The organism is Actinomycetospora sp. CA-053990, from assembly GCF_050948445.1.
Classification (GTDB): Bacteria; Actinomycetota; Actinomycetes; order Mycobacteriales; family Pseudonocardiaceae; genus Actinomycetospora; species Actinomycetospora callitridis.
Genome location: NZ_CP192043.1, coordinates 5165232 through 5189743, shown reverse-complemented (window position 1 = coordinate 5189743; position 24512 = coordinate 5165232). Strand labels below are relative to the sequence as shown.

General features: G+C 76.0%; 20 protein-coding genes. 4 read left to right on the top strand and 16 right to left on the bottom strand.

Annotated elements, in window-relative coordinates:
- The first annotated feature begins 18 nt into the window (after positions 1–18).
- Complete coding sequence (locus tag ACQPYN_RS26575; RefSeq protein ID WP_433029468.1) at positions 19–1218, top strand: erythromycin esterase family protein; 1200 nt, start codon at positions 19–21, stop codon at positions 1216–1218.
- Here ACQPYN_RS26575 and ACQPYN_RS26570 read toward each other — a convergent pair.
- Together ACQPYN_RS26570 and ACQPYN_RS26565 are read right to left on the bottom strand one after the other, a co-directional pair.
- Positions 1215–1799: a hypothetical protein gene (locus tag ACQPYN_RS26570; RefSeq protein WP_433029466.1), complete on the bottom strand. Its 585-nt coding sequence runs from the start codon at positions 1797–1799 to the stop codon at positions 1215–1217. The two genes, ACQPYN_RS26575 and ACQPYN_RS26570, sit on opposite strands and share 4 nt — an antisense overlap.
- A gap of 13 nt (positions 1800–1812) precedes the next feature.
- Positions 1813–2478, bottom strand: a complete 666-nt coding sequence (locus tag ACQPYN_RS26565) for a DUF4190 domain-containing protein (RefSeq protein WP_433029464.1) — start codon at positions 2476–2478, stop codon at positions 1813–1815.
- A 119-nt stretch (positions 2479–2597) separates the two neighbouring features.
- On the opposite strand from ACQPYN_RS26565, the gene ACQPYN_RS26560 reads away from it, so the two are divergent.
- The gene (locus tag ACQPYN_RS26560; RefSeq protein WP_433029462.1) at positions 2598–4058 is read left to right on the top strand and encodes a DUF222 domain-containing protein; all 1461 of its coding nucleotides are present in this window, start codon (positions 2598–2600) and stop codon (positions 4056–4058) included.
- Positions 4059–4081: 23 nt separating this feature from the next.
- On the opposite strand, the gene ACQPYN_RS26555 is transcribed toward ACQPYN_RS26560, so the two are convergent.
- The 13 genes from ACQPYN_RS26555 to ACQPYN_RS26495 form a co-directional block, all read right to left on the bottom strand.
- Positions 4082–4315: a hypothetical protein gene (locus ACQPYN_RS26555; protein WP_433029460.1), complete on the bottom strand. Its 234-nt coding sequence runs from the start codon at positions 4313–4315 to the stop codon at positions 4082–4084.
- 304 nt (positions 4316–4619) lie between these two features.
- Entirely contained in the window at positions 4620–5018 is a 399-nt protein-coding gene (locus tag ACQPYN_RS26550; protein WP_433029458.1) for a hypothetical protein, read from the bottom strand.
- 92 nt (positions 5019–5110) lie between these two features.
- Positions 5111–7618 (bottom strand): ATP-binding cassette domain-containing protein, encoded by a 2508-nt coding sequence (locus ACQPYN_RS26545; protein WP_433029456.1) that lies wholly within the window; start codon positions 7616–7618, stop codon positions 5111–5113.
- A gap of 64 nt (positions 7619–7682) precedes the next feature.
- Positions 7683–8210: a hypothetical protein gene (locus ACQPYN_RS26540; protein WP_433029454.1), complete on the bottom strand. Its 528-nt coding sequence runs from the start codon at positions 8208–8210 to the stop codon at positions 7683–7685.
- Between the two features lie 229 nt (positions 8211–8439).
- Positions 8440–9348, bottom strand: a complete 909-nt coding sequence (locus ACQPYN_RS26535; protein ID WP_433029452.1) for a hypothetical protein — start codon at positions 9346–9348, stop codon at positions 8440–8442.
- Positions 9349–9668: 320 nt separating this feature from the next.
- Positions 9669–10418 carry a hypothetical protein gene (locus ACQPYN_RS26530; protein WP_433029450.1) on the bottom strand — a complete coding sequence of 250 codons (750 nt, stop codon included), beginning with the start codon at positions 10416–10418 and terminating at the stop codon, positions 9669–9671.
- 57 nt (positions 10419–10475) lie between these two features.
- Positions 10476–12437 (bottom strand): protein kinase domain-containing protein, encoded by a 1962-nt coding sequence (locus tag ACQPYN_RS26525; protein ID WP_433029448.1) that lies wholly within the window; start codon positions 12435–12437, stop codon positions 10476–10478.
- 178 nt (positions 12438–12615) lie between these two features.
- Entirely contained in the window at positions 12616–12969 is a 354-nt protein-coding gene (locus ACQPYN_RS26520) for a hypothetical protein (RefSeq protein ID WP_433029446.1), read from the bottom strand.
- Positions 12926–14218: a serine/threonine-protein kinase gene (locus tag ACQPYN_RS26515; protein ID WP_433029444.1), complete on the bottom strand. Its 1293-nt coding sequence runs from the start codon at positions 14216–14218 to the stop codon at positions 12926–12928. Before ACQPYN_RS26515 ends, ACQPYN_RS26520 begins: the two co-directional genes overlap by 44 nt.
- Positions 14215–16818 carry an FHA domain-containing protein gene (locus tag ACQPYN_RS26510; RefSeq protein WP_433029442.1) on the bottom strand — a complete coding sequence of 868 codons (2604 nt, stop codon included), beginning with the start codon at positions 16816–16818 and terminating at the stop codon, positions 14215–14217. The genes ACQPYN_RS26515 and ACQPYN_RS26510 overlap by 4 nt, the downstream gene beginning before the upstream one ends.
- Positions 16819–17116: 298 nt before the next feature.
- Positions 17117–17419, bottom strand: coding sequence for a hypothetical protein (locus tag ACQPYN_RS26505; RefSeq protein ID WP_433029440.1), 303 nt, complete (start codon positions 17417–17419; stop codon positions 17117–17119).
- A gap of 126 nt (positions 17420–17545) precedes the next feature.
- On the bottom strand, positions 17546–19453 hold the full coding sequence (pknB, locus tag ACQPYN_RS26500) for a Stk1 family PASTA domain-containing Ser/Thr kinase (protein ID WP_433029438.1): 1908 nt from the start codon (positions 19451–19453) through the stop codon (positions 17546–17548).
- A gap of 177 nt (positions 19454–19630) precedes the next feature.
- Complete coding sequence (locus ACQPYN_RS26495) at positions 19631–20770, bottom strand: DUF5685 family protein (RefSeq protein ID WP_433029436.1); 1140 nt, start codon at positions 20768–20770, stop codon at positions 19631–19633.
- Between the two features lie 915 nt (positions 20771–21685).
- Between ACQPYN_RS26495 and ACQPYN_RS26490 the strand changes: the two genes are divergently transcribed.
- On the top strand, positions 21686–22471 hold the full coding sequence (locus ACQPYN_RS26490; protein WP_433029434.1) for a class F sortase: 786 nt from the start codon (positions 21686–21688) through the stop codon (positions 22469–22471).
- Here ACQPYN_RS26490 and ACQPYN_RS26485 read toward each other — a convergent pair whose 3' ends face one another.
- Positions 22472–23497 carry a DUF4185 domain-containing protein gene (locus tag ACQPYN_RS26485; RefSeq protein ID WP_433029432.1) on the bottom strand — a complete coding sequence of 342 codons (1026 nt, stop codon included), beginning with the start codon at positions 23495–23497 and terminating at the stop codon, positions 22472–22474.
- 150 nt (positions 23498–23647) lie between these two features.
- Here ACQPYN_RS26485 and ACQPYN_RS26480 point away from each other — a divergent pair, with 150 nt between their 5' ends.
- Positions 23648–24415 carry a hypothetical protein gene (locus ACQPYN_RS26480; protein WP_433029430.1) on the top strand — a complete coding sequence of 256 codons (768 nt, stop codon included), beginning with the start codon at positions 23648–23650 and terminating at the stop codon, positions 24413–24415.
- The last annotated feature ends 97 nt before the right edge of the window (positions 24416–24512 follow it).

Here is a 24512-nt window from a genome sequence, read left to right as displayed (position 1 = left end):
CCTGCCAGGGTGCACGCCGTGACCGACACCGAGGTGACGCAGTGGCTCGCCGCGCACGCGCGGCCGATCGCGGTGCCGGACGACCTGGAGGACGGCGCGGCCGTCGAGGACGGCGTCGCGGCCTGGATCGACGCCGCCGCCGACGCGCGGGTCCTCGCGCTCGGCCCCGCGGTGGTCGGCACCCGTGAGCTGGCGCAGCTCGCCCACCGGCTGATCGAGGGCCTCGTGCGCGACGCCGGCGTCCGCACCCTCGCGCTGCAGGCGAGCGACGCGGGCACCACGGTGCTCGACGCGCACCTGCGGGAGGGGACGGGGTCGGCCGGGGAGGCGCTCGAGTCGCTCGGCTCCTGGAGCTGGAACACCCGCGAGGTGCTCGAGGTCGTGCGCGGACTGTCGGGGGCGGACGTCCGGGTCGTCGGCGTGGACGCCCGCCGGCCGGCGACGGCCGTCCGGGTCGTCGGCGCCTACCTGCGGACCGTGGACCCGGACCTGCTCGCGACCGTCGCCGACGCCCTCGCCGACCTCGCGCTCGGGCACGCCGACGACACCGCGCGCGCCGCGGTCGACCGCGTGCGGGCGCGGCTCGACCAGGACGTGCCGGCGCTCGTCGCCGCCACCTCGCCCGAGCAGCGCGCCGAGGCCGTGCGGCACGCGGGGTTCCTCGCCCGCGCCGCCGAGCTCGCCGCGGCGCCGCCCGAGGGTGCGGACGCGGTGGCCGAGCGGCTGATGGCCGAGGGCGTGCTCGAGGCCCTCGACGCGGCGGGTCCCGACGGCCGGGTGGTCCTCTGGGCGCAGGCCGACCACGTCGTGGCCCGCGAGGACCCGCCGAGCGCCGGGTTCCACCTGCGCGCACGACTCGGCGACGCCTACCGCCCGCTGGTGCTCTCGGCGGGCGAGGGGAGGACGCGCGCGTTGCGCCGGCGCCTGTTCGGGGTGTCGCGCACGTCCAAGGTCCAGCGCCTGCCCGCCGCCCCGGACGGGTCGCTCGAGGCCGCGGTGCTCGCCGCAGGCCCGCGGGATTCGGTGGTCGACCTGCGCTCTCTCGACGGTGCCCCGCCGGCGGTGGCGACGTGGGCATCGGACGGGGTCACCCGGCGGTCGGTCGGTGACGAGATCTCGTCGTCGTCACCCGCGGGCGCGGTGGTGCCGTGCCGGCCGGGCACGGACCTCGACGGCATCGCCGTCGTGCGCACGGTGCACCCGGCGTGGGCGCGTTAGCTCCTGGAGTCGAGCACGGCCCGTCCGCGCGGGGAGAGCTCGTAGCCGACGGGCAGCGAGTGCGTGAGGCCGAGCGCCTTGAGCCGACGGACGTCGGTCTTGAACGGCGCGGTCTCGCGGCCGAAGGACGCCGCGAGGTCGGGGGCGCGCACGGCGGGGCGCTCGGCGATCGCCGCGAGCGTCGCCCAGGCCCACGGCCCGTGCGCGCTGCGGGCGTCCATGGCGTCGAGGCGTCGGCGGACCGCGGCGAGGTCGTCGGCGTCGGGCACGCTCGCCGCGAGCTCCGAGCGCGGGTCGGGCTCGTCGAGCTTGTGGAAGCGGACGCGGTAGAGCTCGGCGCCCGGCGCGGCGTGCTTGTCGGCCTCGGCCAGCATCGCCTCGACCGAGTCGAACCCGGCGCGTCGGGCGTCGGCATCCTGCAGGTCGCCGGGTGACACGACGTCGACCTCGTCGACCTGCAGCCGGCCGACCGGCGTGCGGTACGGCCGCCCGGGCCGGACCTGCGCGCGCTTCCAGCGCCGGAACGTCAGGTCGACCTCGCCGCGCGCGATCGGCTCGGCGAAACGCAGGGCGAAGAGCACGGGGTCAGCCGGTTCAGACGGTGGCGACGCTGCCGATGAGGATGAGCCAGAACAGGGCCCACCCGAGGATCTGCAGGTAGCCCAGCGCGAGCCCCGCGATCGCCATCCCGTGGCCGGAGTGGGTGCCGCTGCTCGTCTCGCGCCAGGCCATGTGCCCGCAGATGACGGCCGGGATGGAGGCGAGGCCGGCGGTGAAGAACCCGACGATGCCGCAGACCAGCGCCGCGATCGCCAGCCCGGACACCGGCCGGGTCGGGGGATAGGGCTGGGCGTACGGGCCGGCCCCGTAGGGCTGGGCGTACTGGTTCTGGGCGTACTGGTTCTGGCCGTACTGGTTCTGGCCGTACTGGTTGTACTGGCCCTGCCCGTACTGGCTCTGGCCGTACGGGGCCTGGCCGTAGGGCGCCTGGCCCTGGTTGCCGGAGGGGTACGGCGTGGGCGGCCCGTACGGGCTGGGGCCGTAGGCGCTCGAGGAGTACGGCTCGGAGCCGGACGAGTAGGGGTCCGACTGGTACGGGTCGCTGTAGGGCGCCAACCCGAGGGAGTCGGGCGCCGACGGCTCCGGGTGGGGCGTCGGCGGGGAGTACGGCATCGGTCCGTCCTGCGACCCCGACCCGGAGGACGGCCCGTTGCCGGGCTCGGACGACCGGTCGCGGTGCGATTCCCACGGCGAGCTCACGCTGGGCATCCTAGAGGCGACGAACGGATGACCTGATCGTTCCGGTCCGATCGGCGCGGTTCGGGCGTTCTTCCTGAACCGGCCCAGGACTGTCGGGGGTCGGTTCTAGACTCGAACACATGAGCGAAGGTGGTGCCGGGCTGGTCGAGCGGGAGGCGCTCGACGCTGCCCGCGCGGAGCAGACCGCGGCTCATCAGGCCTACTACCGGCGCCTGGAGCGGATCGCTCACCTCGACCGGCTCGGTGTGGCTCACGTGACCGGGGATCGCAGCACCTCCCGGTTGCTGCAGGAGAACTGGCGGGTCGATCCGGCGACGGCGCGACGGTGGTGCGCCGAGGCCGAGGACCTCGCTCCGCGGATGACGCTGCAGGGACAGCCGCTGCCGCCCCGGTTGCCGTACACGGCGACGGTGCTCGCGTCGGGGGAGATCTCCCCGGAGCACGTGGCGATCATCCGCCGCACCATGACGAAGATCGACAAGATGGAGCACGTCGACCCGGCCGAGGTCCCGGCCGCGGATGCGTATCTGGCGGAGAAGGCGACGCTGTTCCCGCCCGCGATCCTGCGGCGGCTCGCGGACGCGTTGTTGCGCCGGCTCGATCCCGAGGGGGCGGCGCCGGACGAGGACGCGGATCTGTTCGACGACCTGAAGATGAGCTCGGGCCCGGACGGCACGTTGGAGATGCGGATCCGGATCCACGACGCGGTCGACGCGGAGATGATCCGCGAAGGCATCGGGGTGCTGGCCACCCCGACCGGCTCGGACGACCACCGCCCGTTGGGCAATCGGCAGGCGTGCGCGTTCAAAGAGGTGTTCGCCGACGCCCTCGGACCCCACGGACTGGTCACCGACACCCGCCAGAACGAGGCCGGCACCGAGGCCGACCACGGCACTGAGCCCGACCACGGCACTGACCCTGAGTCCGACGACTCGGGAGCCGATGATGCGGGAGCTGACGACGCGGCCGCCGACGAGGCCGACACCGTCGACGCGGGCGACGACGCGCCGCTCGAGGACGCGCTGATCCCCGAGCCCCGCCGCCCCGAAGCTGAGCCGGCAGCTGCACCAGCGCCGGCACCGGAGACCACCCGCGGGCCAGGGCGGGCGCTGTTGACGATCACGATGGACCACCGCTGGCTCCAGCTCGCGACCGGACACGGCACGCTGGACTCCGGGGCGCTGTGCGACCCGGCCACCGTCCGACGGTGGGCCTGCGACGCCGACATCGTGCCGATGGTGCTGGGCTCGAAGTCCGAGCCACTCGACATCGGGCGCCGCTCGCGGCTCATCCCCGACGCGATGCGCCGGGCGCTCAACTACCGCGACGGCGGCTGCGCCTTCCCCGGCTGCCCACGCCGACCCCGCCGCTGCCACGCCCACCACATCGAGTACTGGGCCGACGGCGGCCCCACCTGCCTCGACAACCTCACGTTGCTCTGCCGACACCACCACCAAGTGATCCACCACGGGCACTGGCGGATCGACATGATCGACGGCCTCCCGTGGTTCACCCCGCCACCCTGGATCGACCCCGAACGACAACCCAGACCCGGCGGCCGGTCGGTCGCCGTCGTCTGACCCGGGCCGCGTCAGTGGGTGATCTAGGTGCCCGACCGGAACCGGATCGCGGCGAACACCGCGTCGCCCTGCGCCTGGGTGTCGATGTCGAACGTGCACGCGCGGTCGCTGCCGACCTGCGTGGTGATGACCTGGCGCTCGCCCGCCGCCGGCCCCGAGATCCCCAGGGCCGCACCGGGCGCCGCACGGGAGATCAGAACGACCAGCGTCGCCACCCCCGCCAGCACGAGGGCCGCGAGCCCCACGATCACGACCAAGGGCAGGTCGCCTCCCTGTCGCGAAGGCGCGCCGGGAGGGCTGGTGGCCGAGTACGGCACGGTGCCGGGATACGCGTTCCTGGACCGCGCCGCGCGCTGCGGGGGCACGAAGGGAGCCGGTCGGTAAGGGTGCGGCGAGCGGTCGAACGACGCCGGGGCACCCGAGGGCGGGACGCCGTAGGGCGGCGACCCGAACGGCGGCTCGGCGGCGGGGGCACCCGGGCGCCCCCCGCTCCGGCCGGGTGCGTGACCCCGATACCTGACGTGGTCCACGGTCGTCCCCCGAGACGTGCGCAGCTCTGACTCAGAGGCCCGGGACGACGAGGTCCGCGTAGCCGTCGTTGTCCGTGTCGGCCACGGCGACCGTCCCGGCCGCGCCGTAGGGCGCGCCGTCGGTGATGGCGGCGTCGCCCCAGCCGTCGGCATCGGTGTCGAGGACGACCTCGTCGACGGCGCCGTCGCGGTCGTGGTCGGAGAGCGCGAACTCGTCGTAGCCGTCGCGGTCCTCGTCGGCCGAGGCCGTCTCGGCGTAGCCGTCACCGTCGGCGTCGGTGGCCGACGTCTCGTAGTAGCCGTCGTGGTCGCTGTCGAACGAGGTCATGGTCGGCGTGCCGGCCGGGAAGGAGATCAGTCCGCCGTCCGGGCCCCAGCTGGTGCCGTCGTCGGCGGTGTCGGTGCTGTCGGCCGTACCGGGCTCGCTCATGGTGCTCTCCTCGCCGAGGTCGCGATCGCTGTCGACCCTCTGACGGCGGGAGCGGTGAGCGATGTTCCTGAGGGAACGCTGGCAGGCGCCCCTCAGCGCCGGCGGCCCCCGCGGATCGGCTCGACGCGACGCAGGAGCACGGCGGTGGCGATCGCGAACAGCACCGTGAGCCCGACGAGCGCACCGAGGTCGAGCACCCAGGTCAGGGCGTCGTGGGCCCAGAGCGGATCGTTCTCGCGGTACGGCGTGGGAAGGCCGGGGCCGCTGGGGATGCCGATGGTCGAGGCACCGAGCGCGAAGCCCCACCGGGCGGGCACGAGCCACGACAGCTGGGCGAGCACGGGGCTGCCGCCGATCTGCAGCAGCGCGCTGGACAGGATGAACTGCAGCATCGCCAGCAGCACGAGCAGCGGCATGCCGCGGTCGGCGTTGGTGATCGCCGCGGACACGGCGAGACCCAGGGCCATGCTCGCGACGGCCACGCCGACGAGGGCGACGACGATCTCGAGGGTGCCGGAGCCGAGCAGCACCGCCTCGTCCGGCGCCGGACGCCCGAGCATCCCCAGGACGCCGAGCAGGACGGCCTGCACGCCGGTGATGGCGATCAGCACGGTCAGCTTCGACGCGAGGTACGCCCCGCGGGACAGGCCGATCGCGCGTTCCCGACGGTAGATCTCGCGTTCCTTGACGACCTCGCGGATCGCTGCCGCCGACCCCATCAGCGCCGCCCCGACGACGAACACGAGCAGGAGGCTGTTCGGCGACCCGGGCGTGCCGCGTGCCTGGGCGGCCTGGGACAGGCCGGTGTCGCCCGGCAGGGCGTGCGTGAGCACCGAGAGCAGCAGCGGCAGCGCCACCATGAAGATCGTGTACTGGCGGTCGGCCAGGACGACGGCGAGGTAGCGCCGGCAGAGCACGGCGAACTGCGTGACCACCGGCTGCTGTCGGGGCGCCTGCGCGGGCGCCGTCGGGCCGAGGGCGGCGCGCCGGTGGGCGTCGGGCGCCCCGACGTAGCGGGCCCATTGCGGCGAGCGCCGGAAGCGGTCGGCCCAGTCGACGCCCTTCTCGCGGTCGAGCATCAGGAACAGGTCGGCGAAGTCGGTGACCCCGAAGTACTGCAGCGCTTCCTGCGGCGGGCCGAAGTACGCGACGGTCCCGCCGGGGGCGAGGAGCAGGAGGTGGTCGCAGACTTGGAGGTTGGCGACGTTGTGGGTGACCACGACGACGGTGCGGCCGTCGTCGGCGAGGCCGCGCAGGGTGTGCATGACGGACTTGTCGAGGCCGGGGTCGAGGCCGCTGGTGGGTTCGTCGAGGAAGAGCAGCGAGGGCCGGGTGAGGAGCTCGAGGGCCACCGAGGTGCGCTTGCGCTGACCCCCGGACAGCGAGTCGATGCGCTGCTCGGACTGGCCGGTCAGCCCGAGCTCGCCGATCACCTCGTCGATCCGGCGCTCCCGGTCGGCGGCCGACACGTCGGTGGGGAAGCGCAGCCGCGCGGCGTAGGCGAGCGCGGTCCGCACCGTGAGCTGCGGGTGCAGGATGTCGTCCTGCGGCACGAGCCCGATGCGCTGACGCAGCTCGTCGTACTCGGCGTAGAGATCGCGCCCCGCGTACTCGACGACACCCTCGTCGGCGGGCCGGAACCCGGTCAGCGCGCGCAGCAGCGTCGACTTCCCGGCACCCGACGGGCCGACCACCGCGAGCAGGCTGCGCTGGGCCAGCGAGAACCCGACGCCGGAGAGCAGCGTCTTGTCGCCCTCGCGGACGACGAGGCCGTCGGCGCGGAACCCGATGTCCCCGGTGTCGACGTGCTCCACGAGGCTGACGGCCCCGTCCCGGCCGCCCTCGAGGTGGAACAGCGCGTGCCCGATGCCCACGACCGATGTCGGACCGACGGGCGCGCGCCGCACCCGGGCGCCGTCGACGAACGTGCCGTTCGGGCTGCCGAAGTCGACGATGTCCCACCCGCCGTCGGCGCGACGCACCAGCTCGGCGTGGTGACGTGACACCAGCAGGTCGCTGACGACGACGTCGTTGTCCTCCGAGCGCCCGATCCGGACCCGGGGCACCGGGGCCGGGGCCTGACCGCCGCCGCGCGCGACGCCGGCGGTGGACAGCTGGTGCACCGCGGAGAGCCGGCCCTGGGCGGAGGAGCGCGCGGCGGCGGGGACGGAGACGGTGGCGTCGGATGCCCGCGGCGTCGTCGGCCCGGGTGGCGAGGGCACCGGTGGCGAGGGCACGGGCGGTGATGACACGGGTGGCGGGGTGAGCGTCGCGACCGAGAGCTCGGGGCCCGCCTGGGCGTCCCCGAGCCGTACGGTGACGGGCGCGCCGACCGTCAGCTCCCGGAACGGGCGGCCGCCGGCGAACGACCCGTTGCGGCTGCGGTCGACGAGCTGCCAGCCGTCCGGCGTGGACCGGATCAGCAGGTGCTCGCGCGAGACCCGGGGGCCGACGAGCTGCAGGTCCGACGCCTCGTCGCGGCCGACGACCAGCGTCTCGCCGGGACGCAGGGTGCGCCGGTGACCGGCCGCGCGGACCTCGAGCGGCGCCGGCCCGGACATGCCGGGTCGGGCACCCGCGCGCACGGGGTCGTACGCCATGGACGCGACCTTCTCCGTTCAGATGGCAGTTCGTCGGGCTGGGGCGACGTCGTCGGGCCGGCGATCAGGGCAGCAGCAGGAAGCCCATCCGACCCTGGGCGTCCACGCCCACGACGGCGCCGCCGGCCGCGAACCGATAGATGCCGGAGCGGCGCTGCGGGGGCTCCCGCAGGGCGGCGAGGAGGGCCTCACGGTTGGCCGGCTCGGCCAGCAGCGGCGCCACCCGCGCCCACGGGGCGGCGTCGAACGCGGCCGACGGGCGGTAGCGGGCCTGGACGGCCGGGAGGTCGCCGGCGCCGAGCGCGGTGTAGAGCTCCCGGGTGCCCGTCGCGACGGCGGCGGGCAGCGCGCGCCCGGCGGTGTCGGCGGTGGCCGGGGCACCGGCGGGCGGCGGGACGGCGGCCGGCGACGCCGGAGCGGCGGGCGCCGCCGGAGCGGGGGCCACGGCCTCGGGCTGCGACGCGGTGGACGGCGGCGCGGACACCAGGGTCAGGACCGCCAGCCCGGCGGCCACGACGATCGCCACCGCGAGGGCGGCGCTGGCAATCCAGGGGCCGCGCCCGGCGCCGACGGCGGGAGCGGTCACTGCCATGACGCCGCGCTCCGCGCGAGGGTCGGGTCGCTGGTCATGTCGGCCTCCTCGATCGGCCTCGGGGTCGTGGTGCCCCGGATGGCCACGCCCCGGATCGTGACGCTGCAGTATCGGGATGATCGCGGGCGGGCGTTACCGCCGGCCGGGGCAGTGTCGGACATCCCACGCGGACGCGCATCCCCTCGCCCGGCCCTCCCGGGACGGATCACAGCACCGGTCACGGGACCGCTCACGGCGCGGGCAGACGGGGCACGGTGGCGACGGCGAGGCGGGTCGCGTCGGCGCAGAGGGCGTCGGCGGGTCGTGCGCCGAACACCGTCACCTCGAGGAGCTCGACGCGCGGGGTCCCGTCCGTGGCGGTGTCGGCGCGCTGGGCGAGGGCGACGTCGCACGAGGAGCGCTGCGGGGTGACCGCGGCCTGTCGGCCGGCGACGTCCGTGGTCGGCGCGAAGGTCCGGCGACGTTCGACACCCACGTCGACGACGCCGCCCGTGCCGGTGCCCCACCGGCACGACCAGCCGCCCACACCGGCGGTGACCGCGGCCGGGTCGAGGCCCGGCACCGCGCCGAGGTCGGATCGGGTCAGCAGGCTGCAGGTGTCCACGGAGGTCAGGGCCGTCGGCGGGTCCTCGGTCGCGCGGCGCGGCAACGTCGTGCCCTGCTGGAGCGTCCGCAGCGTCGCGTCGGTCGCGGTGTCGGCCGCGGCGCAGGGATCGGCGCCCGAGCCGGCGGGAACGATCGCGTCGAGCGAGACCTGGACGCCCTCGGTGGTGACGACGGTGCGGGTGCAGGAGCCGGCCTGCGGCGCCATCCGGCGGACCAGCAGCGCCCCGACCCGCTCCTCCCGTGCGGCGCTCACGGTGGTGGCGACGGGCTCGAGGGTCGCGATCACCGCGACGTCCCCGCCGGGCGCGGCGACGTCGACGACGCAGGAGGCGGGGCTGCCGAGGTCGGGGACGACCCGGGCCTCGCCGCCGGTCCGCGCCGCGAGGGCCGCGGGGTCGACGAGACCGCAGGGGTCGACGGTGCGCGGGTCGCCGATCGCCGCGGGGACGACGCGGTCGCTCGGACCGGCCGGTGCCGCGTCGGACCCCAGCACGAGCACCGCGGCGACAGCCCCGGCGAGCAGGAGGACCACGACCGCGACGGTCAGGACGACGAGGCCCGTGCGGGTCGGGGGCCGCGTCGGGCCCGTGTCTTCCGGGCCCGGTCGCCGCGGCGGTATCCCGGGCGCGGGGGGACGAGCCGGCACTGTGGGAGAGGGACGGGGTGGGGCCACCGCGACGGGCCGCCTACCGGGGATCCCCGGCGCCGGGCGGGAAACGACCGGCACCCGCCCGTGCGGCGACACCAGGACCGGGGTCGTGGTGCGCTCGTGCGCCGGCTCCCGGCCCGTCCCGGGCTCGACGGCCACCGGGCGCGTCGGCGACCAGGCGCCGGTGGCCGTCGCCGTCGGGATCACCTCGGTGAGCCGGACCGGAGGGCCTCCGTCCCGCCGAGCTCAGTCCCGCCGAGCTCGGCGACCTCGGCGAGCTCGGCGAGCTCGCGGCGCAGGGTCGCGCCGAGGGCCCCGGGCACCTCGGGGATCGCGTGCGCCACGCGCTCGAGGACCGCGGCCAGGCGCGCGGCGAGCTCCGGCTCGCTGCCGTCCGTGCCGGCGTCCAGGAGCGTCGCGGCGAGGGCGCGGGTGTCATCGTCCTCAGCGGCCGGCCGGTCCGGCGGGCGCACCCCGGATGGCGCGCCCACCAGCCACACGGCGTCGTCCCCGCCGACCAGGACGACGTCGGCACCGACCCGGCCGTGCACGACCCGCGCCGCGTGCGCCGCCCCCAGCGCCCCGGCCAGCACGACGGCCCGCCGCAACGCCACCGCCGGCGCGACGGGGCCGTCGTCGGCGAGACCGCACACGCCGACGGGCAGGTCGTGCACCAGCCACAGCCCGCGGTCCGCGCCCGCCGCGACGTCGTCCGCCGGCGCGAGTCCGGGGTGTGACGCCGCCGCGGCACGGCGGATGTCGCGGGCGACGCGGCTCAGTGCGTCGGGAGAGGGTGGCGTGTCTCCACCGTCCGGGGCGAGCGCCACCGCCAGCACGTCGCGGTCGCGCCACTCGTCACGGGCCGCCCGGACCGTCACCCGGCCCGCACCGTCGCCCGTCAGCGACGCCCCGAGCCGGTAGTGCCCACCCGAGAGCGTCTCGCCGTCGGTCACTCGTCCGTCCAGTCCTCGCCGATCCAGTTCTTGGCCGGGCCCGTGGTGTCGGGGGCGTCAGCCGCCGAAGGTCGACTTGGCGCGGAAGCGCAGCGCCTGGAACACCTGGTTGGACTGCTCGAGGTTGCTGGTGCGGATCTCCCAGCTGTAGTTCAGGCCCTCGTAGATGCCGGTCGAGATCACGCCGGTGCTGGACTGCGCCGTGTAGAGCGGGCCCTGCTGGACGCCGCCGGCCTGCCAGACGTCGAAGTTCTCGATGCGCGGGCCGAGCGCGGCGGTGTCGTCGTACCAGGCCCGGGCCCCCGCCGCGTCCGACCACCGTGCGAAGTACACGGTGGCGCCCGGGACGACGCTCGAGTAGTCGCACGAGTAGGACTCGATGGACGTCGCGCCGCTCTGGGCCCGCAGGGGAGCCGTGGCGGGGTCCATGAGCTGGCAGTTGGAGCTCGTCACGTCCGGGAAGACCTGCGAGAGCGCGGGCTGCCCGGCCGGCGGCGTGGGCGTCGTCGGGGAGGTGGGTCCGGCCTGCGACGACGGGCCCGCGGTCGTCCCCGGGTTCGGCGCGGCGACCGGGGGCGCCGAGTCCTGGTTCAGCAGCACGACCGCACCCACCGCGACGAGCAGCAGGACCGCGGCGATGCCGGCGACGATCGCGATGATCTTGCCCTTGCCGCTCTTGGGCGGCTGCGGGGGCTGGCCGTACCACCCGGTCTGAGGGCCGCCCGGGGGCGGCGGGTACGGGCCGGTGCCGTAGCCCGGCTGCCCGTAACCCGGCTGGCCGTAGCCCTGCGTGCCACCGGGGAACCCGGGCTGGCCGCCGGTGTAGCCCTGCGTGCCGTAGCCGGGCTGCGGGCCGGACCCGACGCCGGGCTGCGGTCCCGAGCCCTGCGGCGTGCCGAACGGCGACGGTCCCTGCGTCGGGCCGCCCGGCGTCCACGGCTGGGCCTGCGGGCCGGAGCTCGGCCGGGGCCCGGGCACGTACGTGGGGGTGACGCCCTGCGGGCCCGACGACCCCTGGCCGGACGCTGCGGCAGCACCCAGGCCGGCACCCAGGCCGGCACCGGCCGCACCGGCGGCGAACGCGCCGCCGGCACCGTGGCGGGCGGTGCTGTCGTCCGGCGCTCCGGTCTCGCCCGTGGGCGCCTGGCCGCCGACGGCCTGCAGGGCGGCGTCGGCGAAGTCGCCGGCGGTCGCGTAGCGCTGGGCCGGGTCCTTGGCCATCGCCGTCGCCAGCACCGCGTCGAGCGCGGGCGGCGACCCGGGCGCGACCTCGGAGAGCCGCGGCGGGGTCTCGTTGAGGTGGTCGTACATGAGCCCGGGGCCCTCGGAGAGGAACGGCGGGCGCCCCGCGACGGCCTCGAACAGCAGGCAGCCGAGCGCGTAGACGTCGACGCGGCGGTCCATCTCGCGGCCGAGGAACAGCTCCGGGGCCATGTAGGCGAGCGTGCCGATCGCCGAGCCGGTGCCGGTGAGCGAGCTCTTGGTGTCGCCGCCCATCGCGCGGACGATGCCGAAGTCGACGAGGTAGACGAAGTCGCGGCCGCGGTGCTGGGTGATCAGCACGTTGGACGGCTTGACGTCGCGGTGGATGAGGCCGTCGTCGTGCGCGGCGTCGAGGGCGTCGGCGGTCTGGCGGACGATCTCCGCCGCGCGCCGGGGCTCGAGCCGGCCGTGGCGCTCGATCTCGTCGGCCAGGTCGAGGCCGGAGACGAGCCGCATGTCGATGTAGAGACGGCCGTCGATGGTGCCGAAGTCGTGGATCGGGATGACGTGCGGCGACGAGAGGCGCGCGGCGGTGCGCGACTCGCGACGGAAGCGCTCCTGGTAGTCGCCGTCGTCGGCGAGCCCGCCGTGCAGGCGCTTGACGGCGACGGTGCGCTGGCGGGAGGTGTCGAACGCGCGGTACACCTCGCCCATCCCGCCGCGCCCGATGCGCTCCTCGAGACGGTAGGGCCCGAACATCTCCACCGGGTCGCCGGCGGACGGCGAGGGCGAGTGGCCCGGGGCCTCGGTGCTCATGGGGCGCTCTCCTGCGTCGGGGAATCCAGGGGGACCACCCCCCCGATGAAAGTCACCGAGAGTATGCGCGATGGCCCTCGGACAGGCCAGCAGGCTCACACTTTTCGCAGAGTTTCCTTACTCGACGTGAGAACCGCACCCGTCCGGCGAACGCGCTGGCCCTCGGACGAGGGGTGGGTCAGGCCGGGACCTGCGCCGCGGGCAGGAGGCGCATCGCCGGAAGCATGCGGTGCACTCCTTCCAGCGATCGGGTGACGACGTCGAAGCTGTACGGCCGTTCGGCGTACGCGGCGGTGGCGTAGACGGCGCCGTCGGGCGAGGCGTGGGTGTGGAGCGGGCCCTGCGGCGCACCGGCGCCGTCGTGCCACTGCGTGACGCCGTCGAGCGCCGGCCCCCGGCTCGCCTGGTCGGCCTGCCACCGCCGGGCGTCGGCCGCGGTCGGCCACTCCGTGTAGTAGACGTACCCGCCCGGCACGGCCGCGCCGTAGTCACAGCGGATCACGGCCAGGGCCCGCGCGCCGGTGGACGTCACGTACTCGCCGTCGCCGGCGGGGTAGGAGGCGCAGGTGTCGGCGGGGGCAGAGGCGTCGGCAGCAGCGATGTCCGGGAACGCCGCGGCGAGCCGGCTCGTCACGGGCGCCTCGACGGGCGGCGTGGGGCCGGTGCCGTGTCGCGGCCGGCGAGCAGGGTCCACGACGCGAGCAGCGCGACGAGCACCAGCAGCACGGCGCCGAGCGCGATCCACCACGGCCGGCGTGACGGTTGGGGTGCCTCGGGGAACGGCGCGGGGGCGGCCGGGCCCGTCGGCGGCCCGGCGTGCTCGGGAGCCTGCGCCGGTGGGGTGGCCCCGCGCGGGGCGGGCACCGTGGTGAGGGGCCACGCCGCGGCTCCCGCCGGTGCCGGGACGTAGCGCACGGCCGGTGTGCCGCCCGTCTGCCCACCGGTCGGGGTGCGGTGGCGGGGCCCGTGCTCCCGCGACCGGGATCCAGGCGGGCACCCGCGGTCCGGAAGCCGGTCAGCGCGGTGTGCGCGGCGTCGGCGAGCTCACCGGCCGAGGCGTACCGATCCGCGGGCGACGGGGCGAGGGCGCGGGCGACCACCGCATCCACGGCGGCCGGCAGCCCCCGACGCCGGTCGGTGACCCGCGGTGGCTCGTCGTACCGGCGGCCCGCCGTGGTCCACGGGTCGTCGTCGGGGAAGGCCGGGCGACCGGTGAGGGCCTCGACGAGCAGGCAGCCGAGCGCGTGGACGTCGTCGGCGCGGGTGCCGCCCGGGCCGGCGACACCGAAGTCGGTGAGGTGGACGACGTCGCGCCCGCAGTGGTGCGAGAGCAGCACGTTCGACGCCGTGACGGCGCCGTGGGAGAGGCCGTCGGCGTGCGCGTCGTCCAGCGCGTCCGCCACCCGGCGCACGACGGCGGCGGCGCGCGCCGTCCCGAGCGGGCCGTGCTCGGCGAGCTCCCGCCCGAGGTCGACCCCCGCCACGAGCGCCATGTCGACGAACAGCGCGCCGTCGATCGTGCCGACGTCGTGGATCGGGATCACGTGCGGCGACGCGAGCCGGGCGGCCACGCGCGTGGTCCGGCGGACGTGCTCGGCGTAGGCCTCGTCGTCGGAGAGGTCGGGGCGCAGGCGCTTGAGGGCGACGGTGCGCTCGCGGACCGTGTCGTGGGCGCGGAACACCTCGCCCGTGCCCCCGCCGCCGAGGCGCTCCTCGAGCCGATAGGGGCCGAAGTACTCGACGTCGGTGGCGGGCCGCCGCGGCGGCAGGGTGATGCTCATCCGACCCTCCGGGCGCGCGGGTCGAGGCGGCGCAGCAGCAGCGCGGTGACGACGACGAACAGCACGGTGACCCCCGCGAGCGCGCCGAGGTCGAACAGCCAGGTGGCGGCGTCGTGGTCCCACAGGGGCTCGGCCGCGGTGTAGGGCGGCGGGACGCCCGGCCCGCTGCGCACGCCGATGGTGGAGGCGCCGAGCGCGAACCCCCAGCGGGCGGGCACGAGCCACGACAGCTGGGCGAGCACCGGGCTGTCCTGGATCTGCAGCAGGGCGCTGGACAGGATGAACTGCAGCATCGCGAGCAGCACCAGCAGCGGCATGCCGCGGTCGGCGTTGTCGATCCACGCCGACACGGCGAGCCCGACGGCCATGCTGGCGATCGTGGTGGCGGCGATCGCGACGAGGATCTCCACGCGCGGGTCGCCGAGGACGACGGCCTCGTCGGGACCCGGCCGGCCCAGCGTGCCGAGCACCCCGAGCACCAGGCCCTGCAGGCCGGTGATCACCCCAAGCACGACGACCTTGGAGAGCAGGTACGCAGCACGCGAGAGCCCGATCGCGCGCTCGCGGCGGTAGATCTCGCGTTCCTTGACCAGCTCGCGGATCGACGCCGCCGACCCCATCAGCGCGGCACCGACGATGAACACCATGAGCAGGCTCTGCGGCGCGCCCGGGACGCCGCGCAGCTGCTCGGCCAGCGACAGCCCGGTGTCGACGGGCAGGGCGTGCGACAGCGCCGCCAGCAGCAGGGGCAGGGCCACCATGAAGATCGTGTACTGGCGGTCGGCGCCGATCACCGCCAGGTAGCGCCGGGCGAGGACGCCGAACTGCGCGAGCGCCGACTGCTGGCGCGGCGGCGCGGCGGGAGCCGTCGTGGGGGCCGGGGTCGGGACCCCGTACGGGCCGGGCGCCCGTGTCGGCGGGGGCGTGCCGATGTAGCGCTCGGCGACAGCCGAGCGGCGGAACCGCTCGCCCCAGTCGGCGCCGGACTCGCGCTCGAGGAGCAGGAAGATGTCGGCGAAGTCCGGCACGCCGAAGTAGGCGAGGGCCTCCTGGGGCGGGCCGAAGTAGGCGACGGTCCCGCCGGGGGCGAGGAGCAGCAGGCGGTCGCAGACGTCGAGGTTGGCGACGTTGTGGGTGACGACGACGACGGTGCGGCCGTCGTCGGCGAGGCCGCGCAGCGTGCGCATGACGGACTTGTCCAGCCCCGGGTCGAGGCCGGACGTGGGTTCGTCGAGGAAGAGCAGCGAGGGCCGGGTGAGCAGCTCGAGGGCCACCGAGGTGCGCTTGCGCTGGCCGCCGGAGAGCGAGTCGATGCGTTGCTCGGCCTGGCCGGTGAGCCCGAGCTCGCCGATCACCTCGTCGATGCGGTGGTCGCGCTCGGCCTCCGTGGTGTCCGACGGGAAGCGCAGGCGGGCGGCGTAGGCCAGCGCCCGGCGCACCGTCAGCTGCGGGTGCAGGATGTCGTCCTGCGGCACGAGCCCGATGCGCTGGCGCAGCTCGTCGTAGTCGGCGTAGAGGTCGCGGTCGGCGTAGGTGACGGTGCCCTCGTCGGCCGGCCGGAAGCCGGTGAGCGCGCGGAGCAGCGTCGACTTCCCGGCGCCCGACGGGCCGACGACGGCGAGCAGGCTCTTCTCCTCGAGCGCGAACCCGACCCGGTCGAGCAGCGTCCGGCCCTTCGGGGTGCGGACCACCAGGTCCTCGGCGCGGAACGCGATCGCGCCGGCGTCCTCGCGCTCGACGAGCACCCCGCCCTCGGCGCCGTCGAGGTGGAACAGCGCGTGCCCGATGCCCACGAGCATCCCGGGGCGCAGCGGCACGCGGTGGATGCGCCGGCCGTCGACGTAGGTGCCGTTGGGGCTGCCGAGGTCGATCAGCTCCCAGCCGCCGGCACCGTCGGCGCGGAGCTCGGCGTGGTGGCGCGAGACCAGGAGGTCGCTGACGACGACGTCGTTGTCGGTCTCGCGGCCGATCCGGATGCGGGAGGCGGGGGTCCCGGGCGGGGCTGCCGGGGTGGCTGCCGGGGCGGGAGTGGTCGAGATGCGCGCGGTGGGCGCCGGCTCGGGGTGGCCGGCGGGGGACGCAGCAGCGGACGGAGCACCGGACGGAGCACCGGACGGAGCGGCCGACGGCAACCGGTGCACCGCGGAGAGGCGCCCCTGACGGCTCGGCCCGTCGGCACCGACGTCGTCGGGGGACGGGCCGGCGAGCGGGTCGTGCCGGGGGCGGGGCGGGGAGCCGGGCGGGGCGGGGACCGGACGGGAATCGGGCCCGGCGGGACGGGCCGAGGGTGGGACGAGGGGCGCGGCCATCGGTACCGGCGGGGCGCCGGGGTCGGCGCCGACCGCCCGGAGTGCGACCTGCACCTCGGGCCCGCCGTGCCCGAGCGCGAGCGTGAGCCGTGGCGTCGCCCCGGGCGAGAGCCGCAGCTGCTGGAGACGCTCCCCGGCGACGAACACCCCGTTGCGGCTGTGGTCGATCAGCTCCCACCCGGTGGGCAGCGGCCGCAGCTCGACGTGGATGCGGGAGACGAGGGGGTGCACCACCTGGAACCCGGCCGCCTCGTCGCGGCCGATCGTGATCGGTTGACCCGGCGGGACCACCAGCCGACGGTCACCGTGCGTGAGTTCGAGCTGCGGAGCCGTGAGCGGCCGGCCGCGGGCGGGTCGCCGTCCCGCCGCGGGCCGGGGCACGGGTTCCACGGGGTGCACGGCCGACCTCCTCACGGGCCGGCCCGAGTCCCGGCCCCTCACACGACGCTGTCACCTTCCCGGCGCAGTGGTGGGCCGAGACGGTGACAGTGTGTGTTCGCGAGCGGAGTGCCTGCCAGGGGGTTCGCGATAATCGCGCTGCAGTATCACTCGGTGTGATGAACGCGGGCCGGGTCGGTCCGGGAGGCTCTCAGGCGGGGCGCGCCATCTCCGCGGTGTCGACCCGGCGCGGCGGCACCGGACCGTCGACGGGAGCCGAGAACGGGCGCGTCAGCGGGTCGCGGCGGGCGGCGTCGTTGTCGATCCCCTGCGCACGCGCAGTGACCTGCACGGAGCTGACCTCGGCGAGTCGGCGGTTCATCCGGTCCAGGCGGGCGCGCAGGGCGGCGTCGTCGACGACCTCGCGCTGACGGGCCCGTCGGACGGCCCGGCGACGGTGGGACCCGGCGACGGCGGAGCTGGCGGTGGCGGTGCTCGAGGAGCGGCGGAACATCGTGGATCACGTCCCTGGGTGACGGGCCGACGTACTGTCACCCTTGTCATCGAGCGCCACACGGCCGTTCTTGATGCGCCGTCCGGTGGATCACGGACGGAGTACATTGCCGCCGCGCGCCGGCGCTCAGAACAGGTCGAAGAACCCGTCGTCGCCCTCGGACCCGCCGGTGCCGTCCCCGCTGCCGTCGCCGCCGTCCGTGGCCCCGCCCGAGTCGCCCGTCTCCGAACCGTCCGACCCGCTGCCCGTGTCCCCGGACGGCGCCCCGGAGGTCGGCGCCGAGCCGGAGCCCCGGGCGACGTCGACGGTGACCGTGCTGCCCCGTGGGACCGCCGTGCCGGCGCTCGGACGCATCCCGACGACCGTGCCCGCCGCCGTGCCCGCCGCGCCGTCGACCTCGCGGAAGGAGACCTCGAGCCCGATGCCCTCGAGCGTCGACTCCGCCGACTGACGGGAGCGCCCCGCGAGGTCGGGGACCTGCAGGGTGGCCCGGCGCTGGCCCACGATGAGCTCGATCGCGCCGCCGGCGGGGCGCAGCGAGCCGGGCACCGGGTCCTGGCCGACGACCTGGCCGATCTCCGTGGGGTCGGAGGTCTCGCGCTGGCGCGGCACCGGGGTGAGCACGAGGCCCGCGGCCTCGGCGGCGACGCGGGCGGCCTCGGGGCTGCGGCCCACGAGCAGCGGGACCTGGACCAGCCCGGGCCCGCGCCCGATCCGCAGGGTCACGGCGGACTCCTCGTCGACGCGCACCCCGACGTCCGGGGACGCGCCGATCACCCGGTCGACCTGCTCGGGCGGTGACGCCGTCGGCACGACGATCGGGGAGAGCCCGGCGTCGGCGAGCGCGCGGACGGCCTCGTCGCGCGAGAGGCCCACCAGGCGCGGCACCTCGCTGTCCGACGGGCTCACGATCCAGACGAGACCGAGCACGAGCAGGGCCACGAGGCCGATCACCGCCGCCCCGACCCGCCACCGCGAGCCGCCGGTCCGCGCCGCCGCGTGGGCGCCGGTGCGGGGTCCGTGGTCGAGCTCGACGGCGCCACGCCGTCGGCTCCCGCGCGTGACCTCCTGCGTCAGGCTCATCTCGCCGGTGGTCTCGACGGCCGCGCCGTGGCGCCCGGGGTCGGTGGGGTCCTCGGGGCCGGTGACGCGGTCGTACTCGGCGAGGACGGCGGGCGCGTCCGGGCGCTCGCCGGCCAGCACCCGCAGCAGGTCGGCGCGCATCTCGGCGGCGGTGGCGTAGCGGTTGTCCGGGTTCTTGGCCATCGCCTGACGGACGACCGCCTCGAGCGAGGGGTCGATCACCACGCCGGGCGGCGCGAGCGTCGCCAGCATCGGCGGGTCCTCGCGGACGTGCTGGTAGACGATCGCCACGGGGCTGTCGGCGCTGAAGGGTGGCTCGCCGGTCAGCAGTTCGAAGAGCACGCAGCCCGCGGCGTACACGTCGGCGCGGGCGTCCACCTCCTGCCCGAGCCCCTGCTCGGGGGAGAGGTACTGCGCGGTGCCGATGACCATGTCACCGGTGAGGCCCGGCCCGGTCTCGGTGAGGGCCCGGGCGATGCCGAAGTCCATCACCTTCACGACGTCGCCCGGCGTGATCATGATGTTCGCCGGCTTGACGTCGCGGTGGACGACGCCGTGCTCGTGGCTGTAGCCCAGGGCCGCGCAGACGTCCGCCATGACGGCGCAGGCGTGCTCGGGCGGCATCGGGCCGTGGGCGCGCAGCAGGTCGCGCAGCGTCGACCCGCTGACGTACTCCATGACGATGTAGGGCAGCCCGACCTGCTCGCCGGGCACCTCGCCGGTGTCGTAGACCGCGACGATCCCGGGGTGGTTGAGCCCGGCCACGTTCTGCGCCTCGCGCTCGAACCGCAGCCGGAACGACGGATCGCGGGCGAGGTCGGAGCGCAGCACCTTGATCGCGACCTCGCGCCCCAGGCGCACGTCGAGGCCCGAGTGCACGTCGGCCATCCCACCGCGGCCCAGGGTCGGGCCGAGCTGGTAGCGGCCGGCCACCACCGTCGCCTGCGACATGCGCTCCGTGCCTCCGCTCTGTCACCCACGCCTGGCCCTCGTGGCCCCGCCGCGACGGCGGGCCGCCGCGATCCGCGCCAGCATCACCCGGTCGGGTCCAACGTGCGGGGACCGGGTGGGGAACGGCGGGTCGCCCCTTCGGCGCGCGAGTTCGCCCGTTCGTCGGGTCGTGTGCCCTCAGTCGCTGCAGCTGCAGCCGTCGCAACAGCAGCCGTCGGAGCCGCAGCAGTCACAGCAGTCGCAGCTGCACTCGGTGCAGTCGCAGCAGTTCGCGCAGGGGTTGTTCCGCGGCCGGCCGCTCCACGGACCCTGGAACTCGTCGGCGCAGCAGAGCTGGCCGGTGCAGCAGAGCCCGGCGGCCGCCGCGCAGCCCGCGAGGACGCCCCGGGGCGGGCGTCCCGGCGCCCCGTCGCCAGGGTGCGGCGGCTGGTCGGTGGGCGGCTGCTCCGTTCGGACGTGCGTGCGCTGCCACGCCCGCTCGGTCTCGTGCACCAGGAGGTGGTGGGCGAGGCGCGCGTCGAGATCCGGGCCCGCCAGGTCGACGGTGGGCAGGGTCGCGGCGAGGGTCGCGACCTGGGCGCGGGCGAGGCCCCGGGTGGCCTCGACACCGGCCCCGGTCGCGTCGACGGGGTTCCACCGGCCGGCGCGACGGTCGTCGTCGAGGTCGTCCAGCGCATCGAGGAGGTGGGCGAGGCGACCGAAGGCGGCGCCCGTGACGGCCAGCGGGCCGGCGTTGTCCGGTCGCCTGGCGAGGACCGCCGTGTGCGCGAAGGCCGCCGACACGGCGTCGGCGGTCGGGGCCGTGGCCTCCTCGAGCGTCGCCGTCCCGCCGTGCTCGATCGCGTGCTGGCGCGCCGGGACCGCGAGCAGCGCCGTCGGGTCGAAGCCCGCGGGTGCGGTGGCGCGTGCCCGGTCGCTCCAGCGGTCGGCCAGCCGGCGGCCCACCGCCGCGACCGGCGCGTGCCGGAAGGCGCCCTGCCGGTCGTCGGCGTGGTCGGCGACGTGGCCGGCCGCCAGCAGCAGCGCGGCGTGCGCCGCCAGCCGGGCACCGTCGCCGGTGGCCACGGTGGCGGTGCGCATCCCGCGGGCGGGGCAGGGGCCGGCGACGCGGTCGGTCGCGGCGGTCGATCGTGCGGGGACGCGTGTCTGCGCCGACGTGAGCACCGAGACGAGCAGGGCGTCGACGTTGGTCGCGGCCCGGGCGAGCTGGCCGTGACCGTCGCGCAGGGCGAGGCAGGTGCCGCACAGGTGCGCCGCCCAGCGGCGGTGGAGCGCGGGGGAGAGGTGGTGACGACAGGGCCTCACGATGCCGAGCACGCGGGAACGGTAGTGCGGGCGACGATGTCGATCACGACGGCCGTTCGCCGCCCGGAAGGAGGCCGTTCGTCGCAATGCCCTCCACTGATCGCGTGTCACCGGTGGGGCGCCTGGGAACGGTGCCGGGGACCGCGCCACGTCCCTCGGGGCGGGTGTGCAGACGACGATCGGGGAGAACGCGTGATCTCGAGCAACAGGGCACGTCGGCTCGCGGCGCCGGCGGTGGCGGGCGCCATCGGACTCGGCATCCTGACGGGCTGCTCGCAGGCGGAGCCGCAGGGACCGCCGCCGCCGGCGCCCGGCCAGGGCCAGCCGAGCAACGCCGCGGGTCAGCCGGGCGCCCCGGGCCAGCCCGGGGCCGGTGCGCCGGGTCAGCCCGGGGCCGGCGGCGAGGCGGGCACGCAGCCCGGGCCGGCGGCGCCGGCGGCACCGGTGCGCCCGGCGGGTCGGGCTCCGACGGCTCCGGCGGCTCCGGCGGCTCCGACGGCTCCGACGGCTCCGGTGGGGGTGCCAGCCAGACCCCGTCCGGTGGTGTCGCCACCGGGGGCGGCTCGACCTCGGACGTCGAGCACGCCGGCCTCATCGGGGTCGGCGCGCTCGCGCTGGCGGGTGCCGGCGTGCTGGGTGCGACCGCCGCCCGGCGCCGCCGCGAGAACTGAGACGAGAACCGGGACGAGGCAGGACCCGACGACCCCGCACACCCCGCGGTGTGCGGGGTCGTCGCCTGCCGGGGCGCTTCGTCCGCACGAGGGGCACGTTCGGCAGGCGCGCAGCCCCGACGATCATGCGCAACGTGCCCCTCGCGCCGGGCGACGGTCCCGCCGGGCGGGGTAGAACGGCGGCCGGCGCGCCTGGCGTGACGACGCCGTGGACACGGGCCGGCGAGCAGTGGTCGAGCGGCAGGAGGCGGGCACGGTGAGCACCGGGCAGGACGACGCCGAGACCGCCGACGCCGAGACCGCCGACGCGAAGACCCCCGACGCGAAGACCCCCGACCCCGAGACCGCCGACCCCGAGACCGGCGACCCGCACGAGAGCGCCCCCGCCCGCCCCGACCCGGTCCGCCGGGCGCTCGTCGCCGGCGCGGTGGTGCTCGCGGTGCTGGGCGTCGCGCTGCTGGGGTACGCGCTCGTGGACCAGACCGGCGCGCCACCCGCCCCGTCGCCGACGCCGTCGAACGCGGCCGCCGCCGGCCCGCCACCCCCGCCCGGTCGGGCCGCCGAGGCGGGGCCGATCGCTTCGTCGTCGCCCCCGGCCAGGTTGCGGATCCCGGCGATCCGGGTGGACTCGCCGGTCGACCAGGTCGGGCTGAACCCGGACCGCACGATGGAGGTGCCCGCCGAGGGCACGCCCGGCTACGACCACGCCGCCTGGTTCCGCTACTCGGTCACCCCGGGCCGGCAGGGACCGTCGGTGATCATCGGGCACGTGGACTCGGCGGAGGCCGGTCCCTCGGTGTTCTTCGAGCTCGGGCGCCTGCGGCCGGGCGAGCGCACCGAGGTGGTGCGCGCCGACGGCGCGACGGTGACGTTCGAGGTCACCGAGATCGCGGTCTACCCGAAGGACGCCTTCCCCACCGACCGCGTCTACGGCCCGACCGCAGGCCCGGAGCTGCGGCTGATCACCTGCGGCGGCAGCTTCGACCGCGGCGCGGGCTCGTACCGCGACAACACCGTGGTCTTCGCACGCGCGGTGTCCTGATCAGACGGCGATCCGGGCGCGGAAGTGCATCGCCCGGTACGGCCAGTTCTCGTTCGTGTGCCACTGGCTGACGACGAGGTGCATCTCGTCGGGCGTGGACCCGGGCAGGATGTAGCCGCCGTAGAGCTGGGCCACGCGTCCGCAGACGTGGTCCTCCTCGCCCCACCCGCAGCCCGAGACGACCGTGAGGCGCTCGGCGGTGGTGAGGTCGGTCGTCGGCCCATCGGGCATCGGGATGAGGTCGATGCGGTAGTTCCCGGCGTCGAACGCGCACAGCCACCACATGTCCCCGACGCGGCGCAGCGAGAGCTCGCCGAACGCCCCGGGCAGCACGGGCGTCGGCGCGTTGCCCCACGCCCACGCGCCGTCCCCGAACCCCCAGCCCTCCCAGGCGGCGGCGTCGAGCAGGTGGTCGGCGGGGACGCGGTGCAGCAGCAGGCCCTTGTCCCGCTGGAAGCCCGTCGTCAGCGCGTAGACGTAGCCGTCGGGGCCGAGCTCCCAGGTGAGCATCTGGAAGTGCCCGCCGAGGTGCCCGCCCGGCCAGGACAGCCCCGTCGACTCCCAGCTCACGCCGTTGTCGCGGGAGCGGTGGATCTCCGTCCAGTGCACGTTGCCGAGGCCCTCGCAGGCCATGACGTGCAGGTACATCGTGTCCCCGACGGTGATCAGATCCGTGGGGAGCTGCGTCGTGATCCTGGTGCCGCCGATCAGCCCGCCGAAGCGGCCGCCGATCCGCGCGTTGTGCCGGTAGCTGACGACCTGGTCCGCGTAGTCGCGCGACGGGCCGGCCGCGCCCGTCCACCTCAGCCCGGAGCGCACCGAGTCCGCGTCACCGAAGAGGATCACCGGGGAGCGCCAGCCCGGGCCGCCCGCCTTCGTGCTCTCGAAGGTGTCACCGAAGACGGCGACGATCCGGCCGTCGGGTGCGGTGGCGGCCGCGCCGAGGTCGGTACCGCCGATCCCGTACTCGTCGGTGTGCCCCGGGCCGGTCAGGTCCCGCAGCTTGGTGACCTCGAGGGTGCGCATCCCCGGTGTATACCGACTCACCCGTGGGCGGGCACAGCACGTCCGAACGGGCGGCGACGGAACGGGCGCATCGGCTCGTAACGATCAGGTCTCGAGGGACGACTCCCGAGGCATCCCGCCACCTGGAGCGGCTCGAGAGAGGTCCTCGTCGTGGACACCGTGGTCGGCACCGTCGCGCTGCTCGTCGTCTTCGCGTTCACCGTCGTGGCGGCGCTGCGCCACCGGCCCGGCGTCACGCCCGGGCCGAGGCTCTCGCCCGACCTCGCGGAGGCGCTCCTCCTGCGCGCCGGCTTCCCGACGACGCCGCACAACGTCCTCGCGGTGAGCGAGCACCTCGGCACGATGTTCCTCGACCGCGGACGCGGCGACGTCGACGCGGCGCGGTGGGCCGAGGTCGTGGCCACCTGCGAGGCCGGCCGGGCGGACCTCACGGGCTGGCCGCAGCACGTGCTCGACGAGATCGCCCGGGCCCGCGGGGTGAACGACGGCGCGGCCGTGGCGCGGCTCGCCCGCCGTTGTCAGGACGCGCTGCTCGCGAGCGTCGGCACCGGGCGCGGGGTCTTCGGCGGCTCGCTGTTCGAGCCGCTGCCGCGGCCCATCGGTCGCGGCCTGAGGGACGCCCGCCAACCCGGACCCCCAGGTCAGGCCGAGACGCGGTCGTCCAGGTCGCCGCGGCGCGGGGCCGGGATCGTCGGCAGGGACCGCGGCGCGGGCACCGGCGTGAGGGCCCGCCAGCCGGCACAGGCCCGCTGGTCGAGGGTGCCGCGAGCGGTCATGACGACCGTCGGTGCGGCCAGCCAGGCGGCGGTGAGGCCGCCGAGGGCGAGCGCGATCGTCTTCATGTGGTTCCCCCCTGGGACGGCCCGCTTCGCCCGGGCCCGTGCTGTCCGGTCGGTGCCCGGCACGTGCTCACCGTAGAGCGACGGTCCGGACGTTCACTGAGCCGTACGGGTGGCTGGCGCTCAGGTTGCTCTCATCGTGAAGTGACCTGCATCACTCAGCGAGCGCGCCGGTG

Coding starts and splice junctions, on each gene's coding strand:
- ACQPYN_RS26560 (WP_433029462.1), top strand. CDS start 2,598: ATGAGCGAAGGTGGTGCCGGGCTGGTCGAGCGGGAGGCGCTCGACGCT.
- ACQPYN_RS26550 (WP_433029458.1), bottom strand. CDS start 5,018: ATGAGCGAGCCCGGTACGGCCGACAGCACCGACACCGCCGACGACGGC.
- ACQPYN_RS26545 (WP_433029456.1), bottom strand. CDS start 7,618: ATGGCGTACGACCCCGTGCGCGCGGGTGCCCGACCCGGCATGTCCGGG.
- ACQPYN_RS26540 (WP_433029454.1), bottom strand. CDS start 8,210: ATGGCAGTGACCGCTCCCGCCGTCGGCGCCGGGCGCGGCCCCTGGATT.
- ACQPYN_RS26525 (WP_433029448.1), bottom strand. CDS start 12,437: ATGAGCACCGAGGCCCCGGGCCACTCGCCCTCGCCGTCCGCCGGCGAC.
- ACQPYN_RS26515 (WP_433029444.1), bottom strand. CDS start 14,218: ATGAGCATCACCCTGCCGCCGCGGCGGCCCGCCACCGACGTCGAGTAC.
- ACQPYN_RS26505 (WP_433029440.1), bottom strand. CDS start 17,419: ATGTTCCGCCGCTCCTCGAGCACCGCCACCGCCAGCTCCGCCGTCGCC.
- pknB (WP_433029438.1), bottom strand. CDS start 19,453: ATGTCGCAGGCGACGGTGGTGGCCGGCCGCTACCAGCTCGGCCCGACC.
- ACQPYN_RS26485 (WP_433029432.1), bottom strand. CDS start 23,497: ATGCGCACCCTCGAGGTCACCAAGCTGCGGGACCTGACCGGCCCGGGG.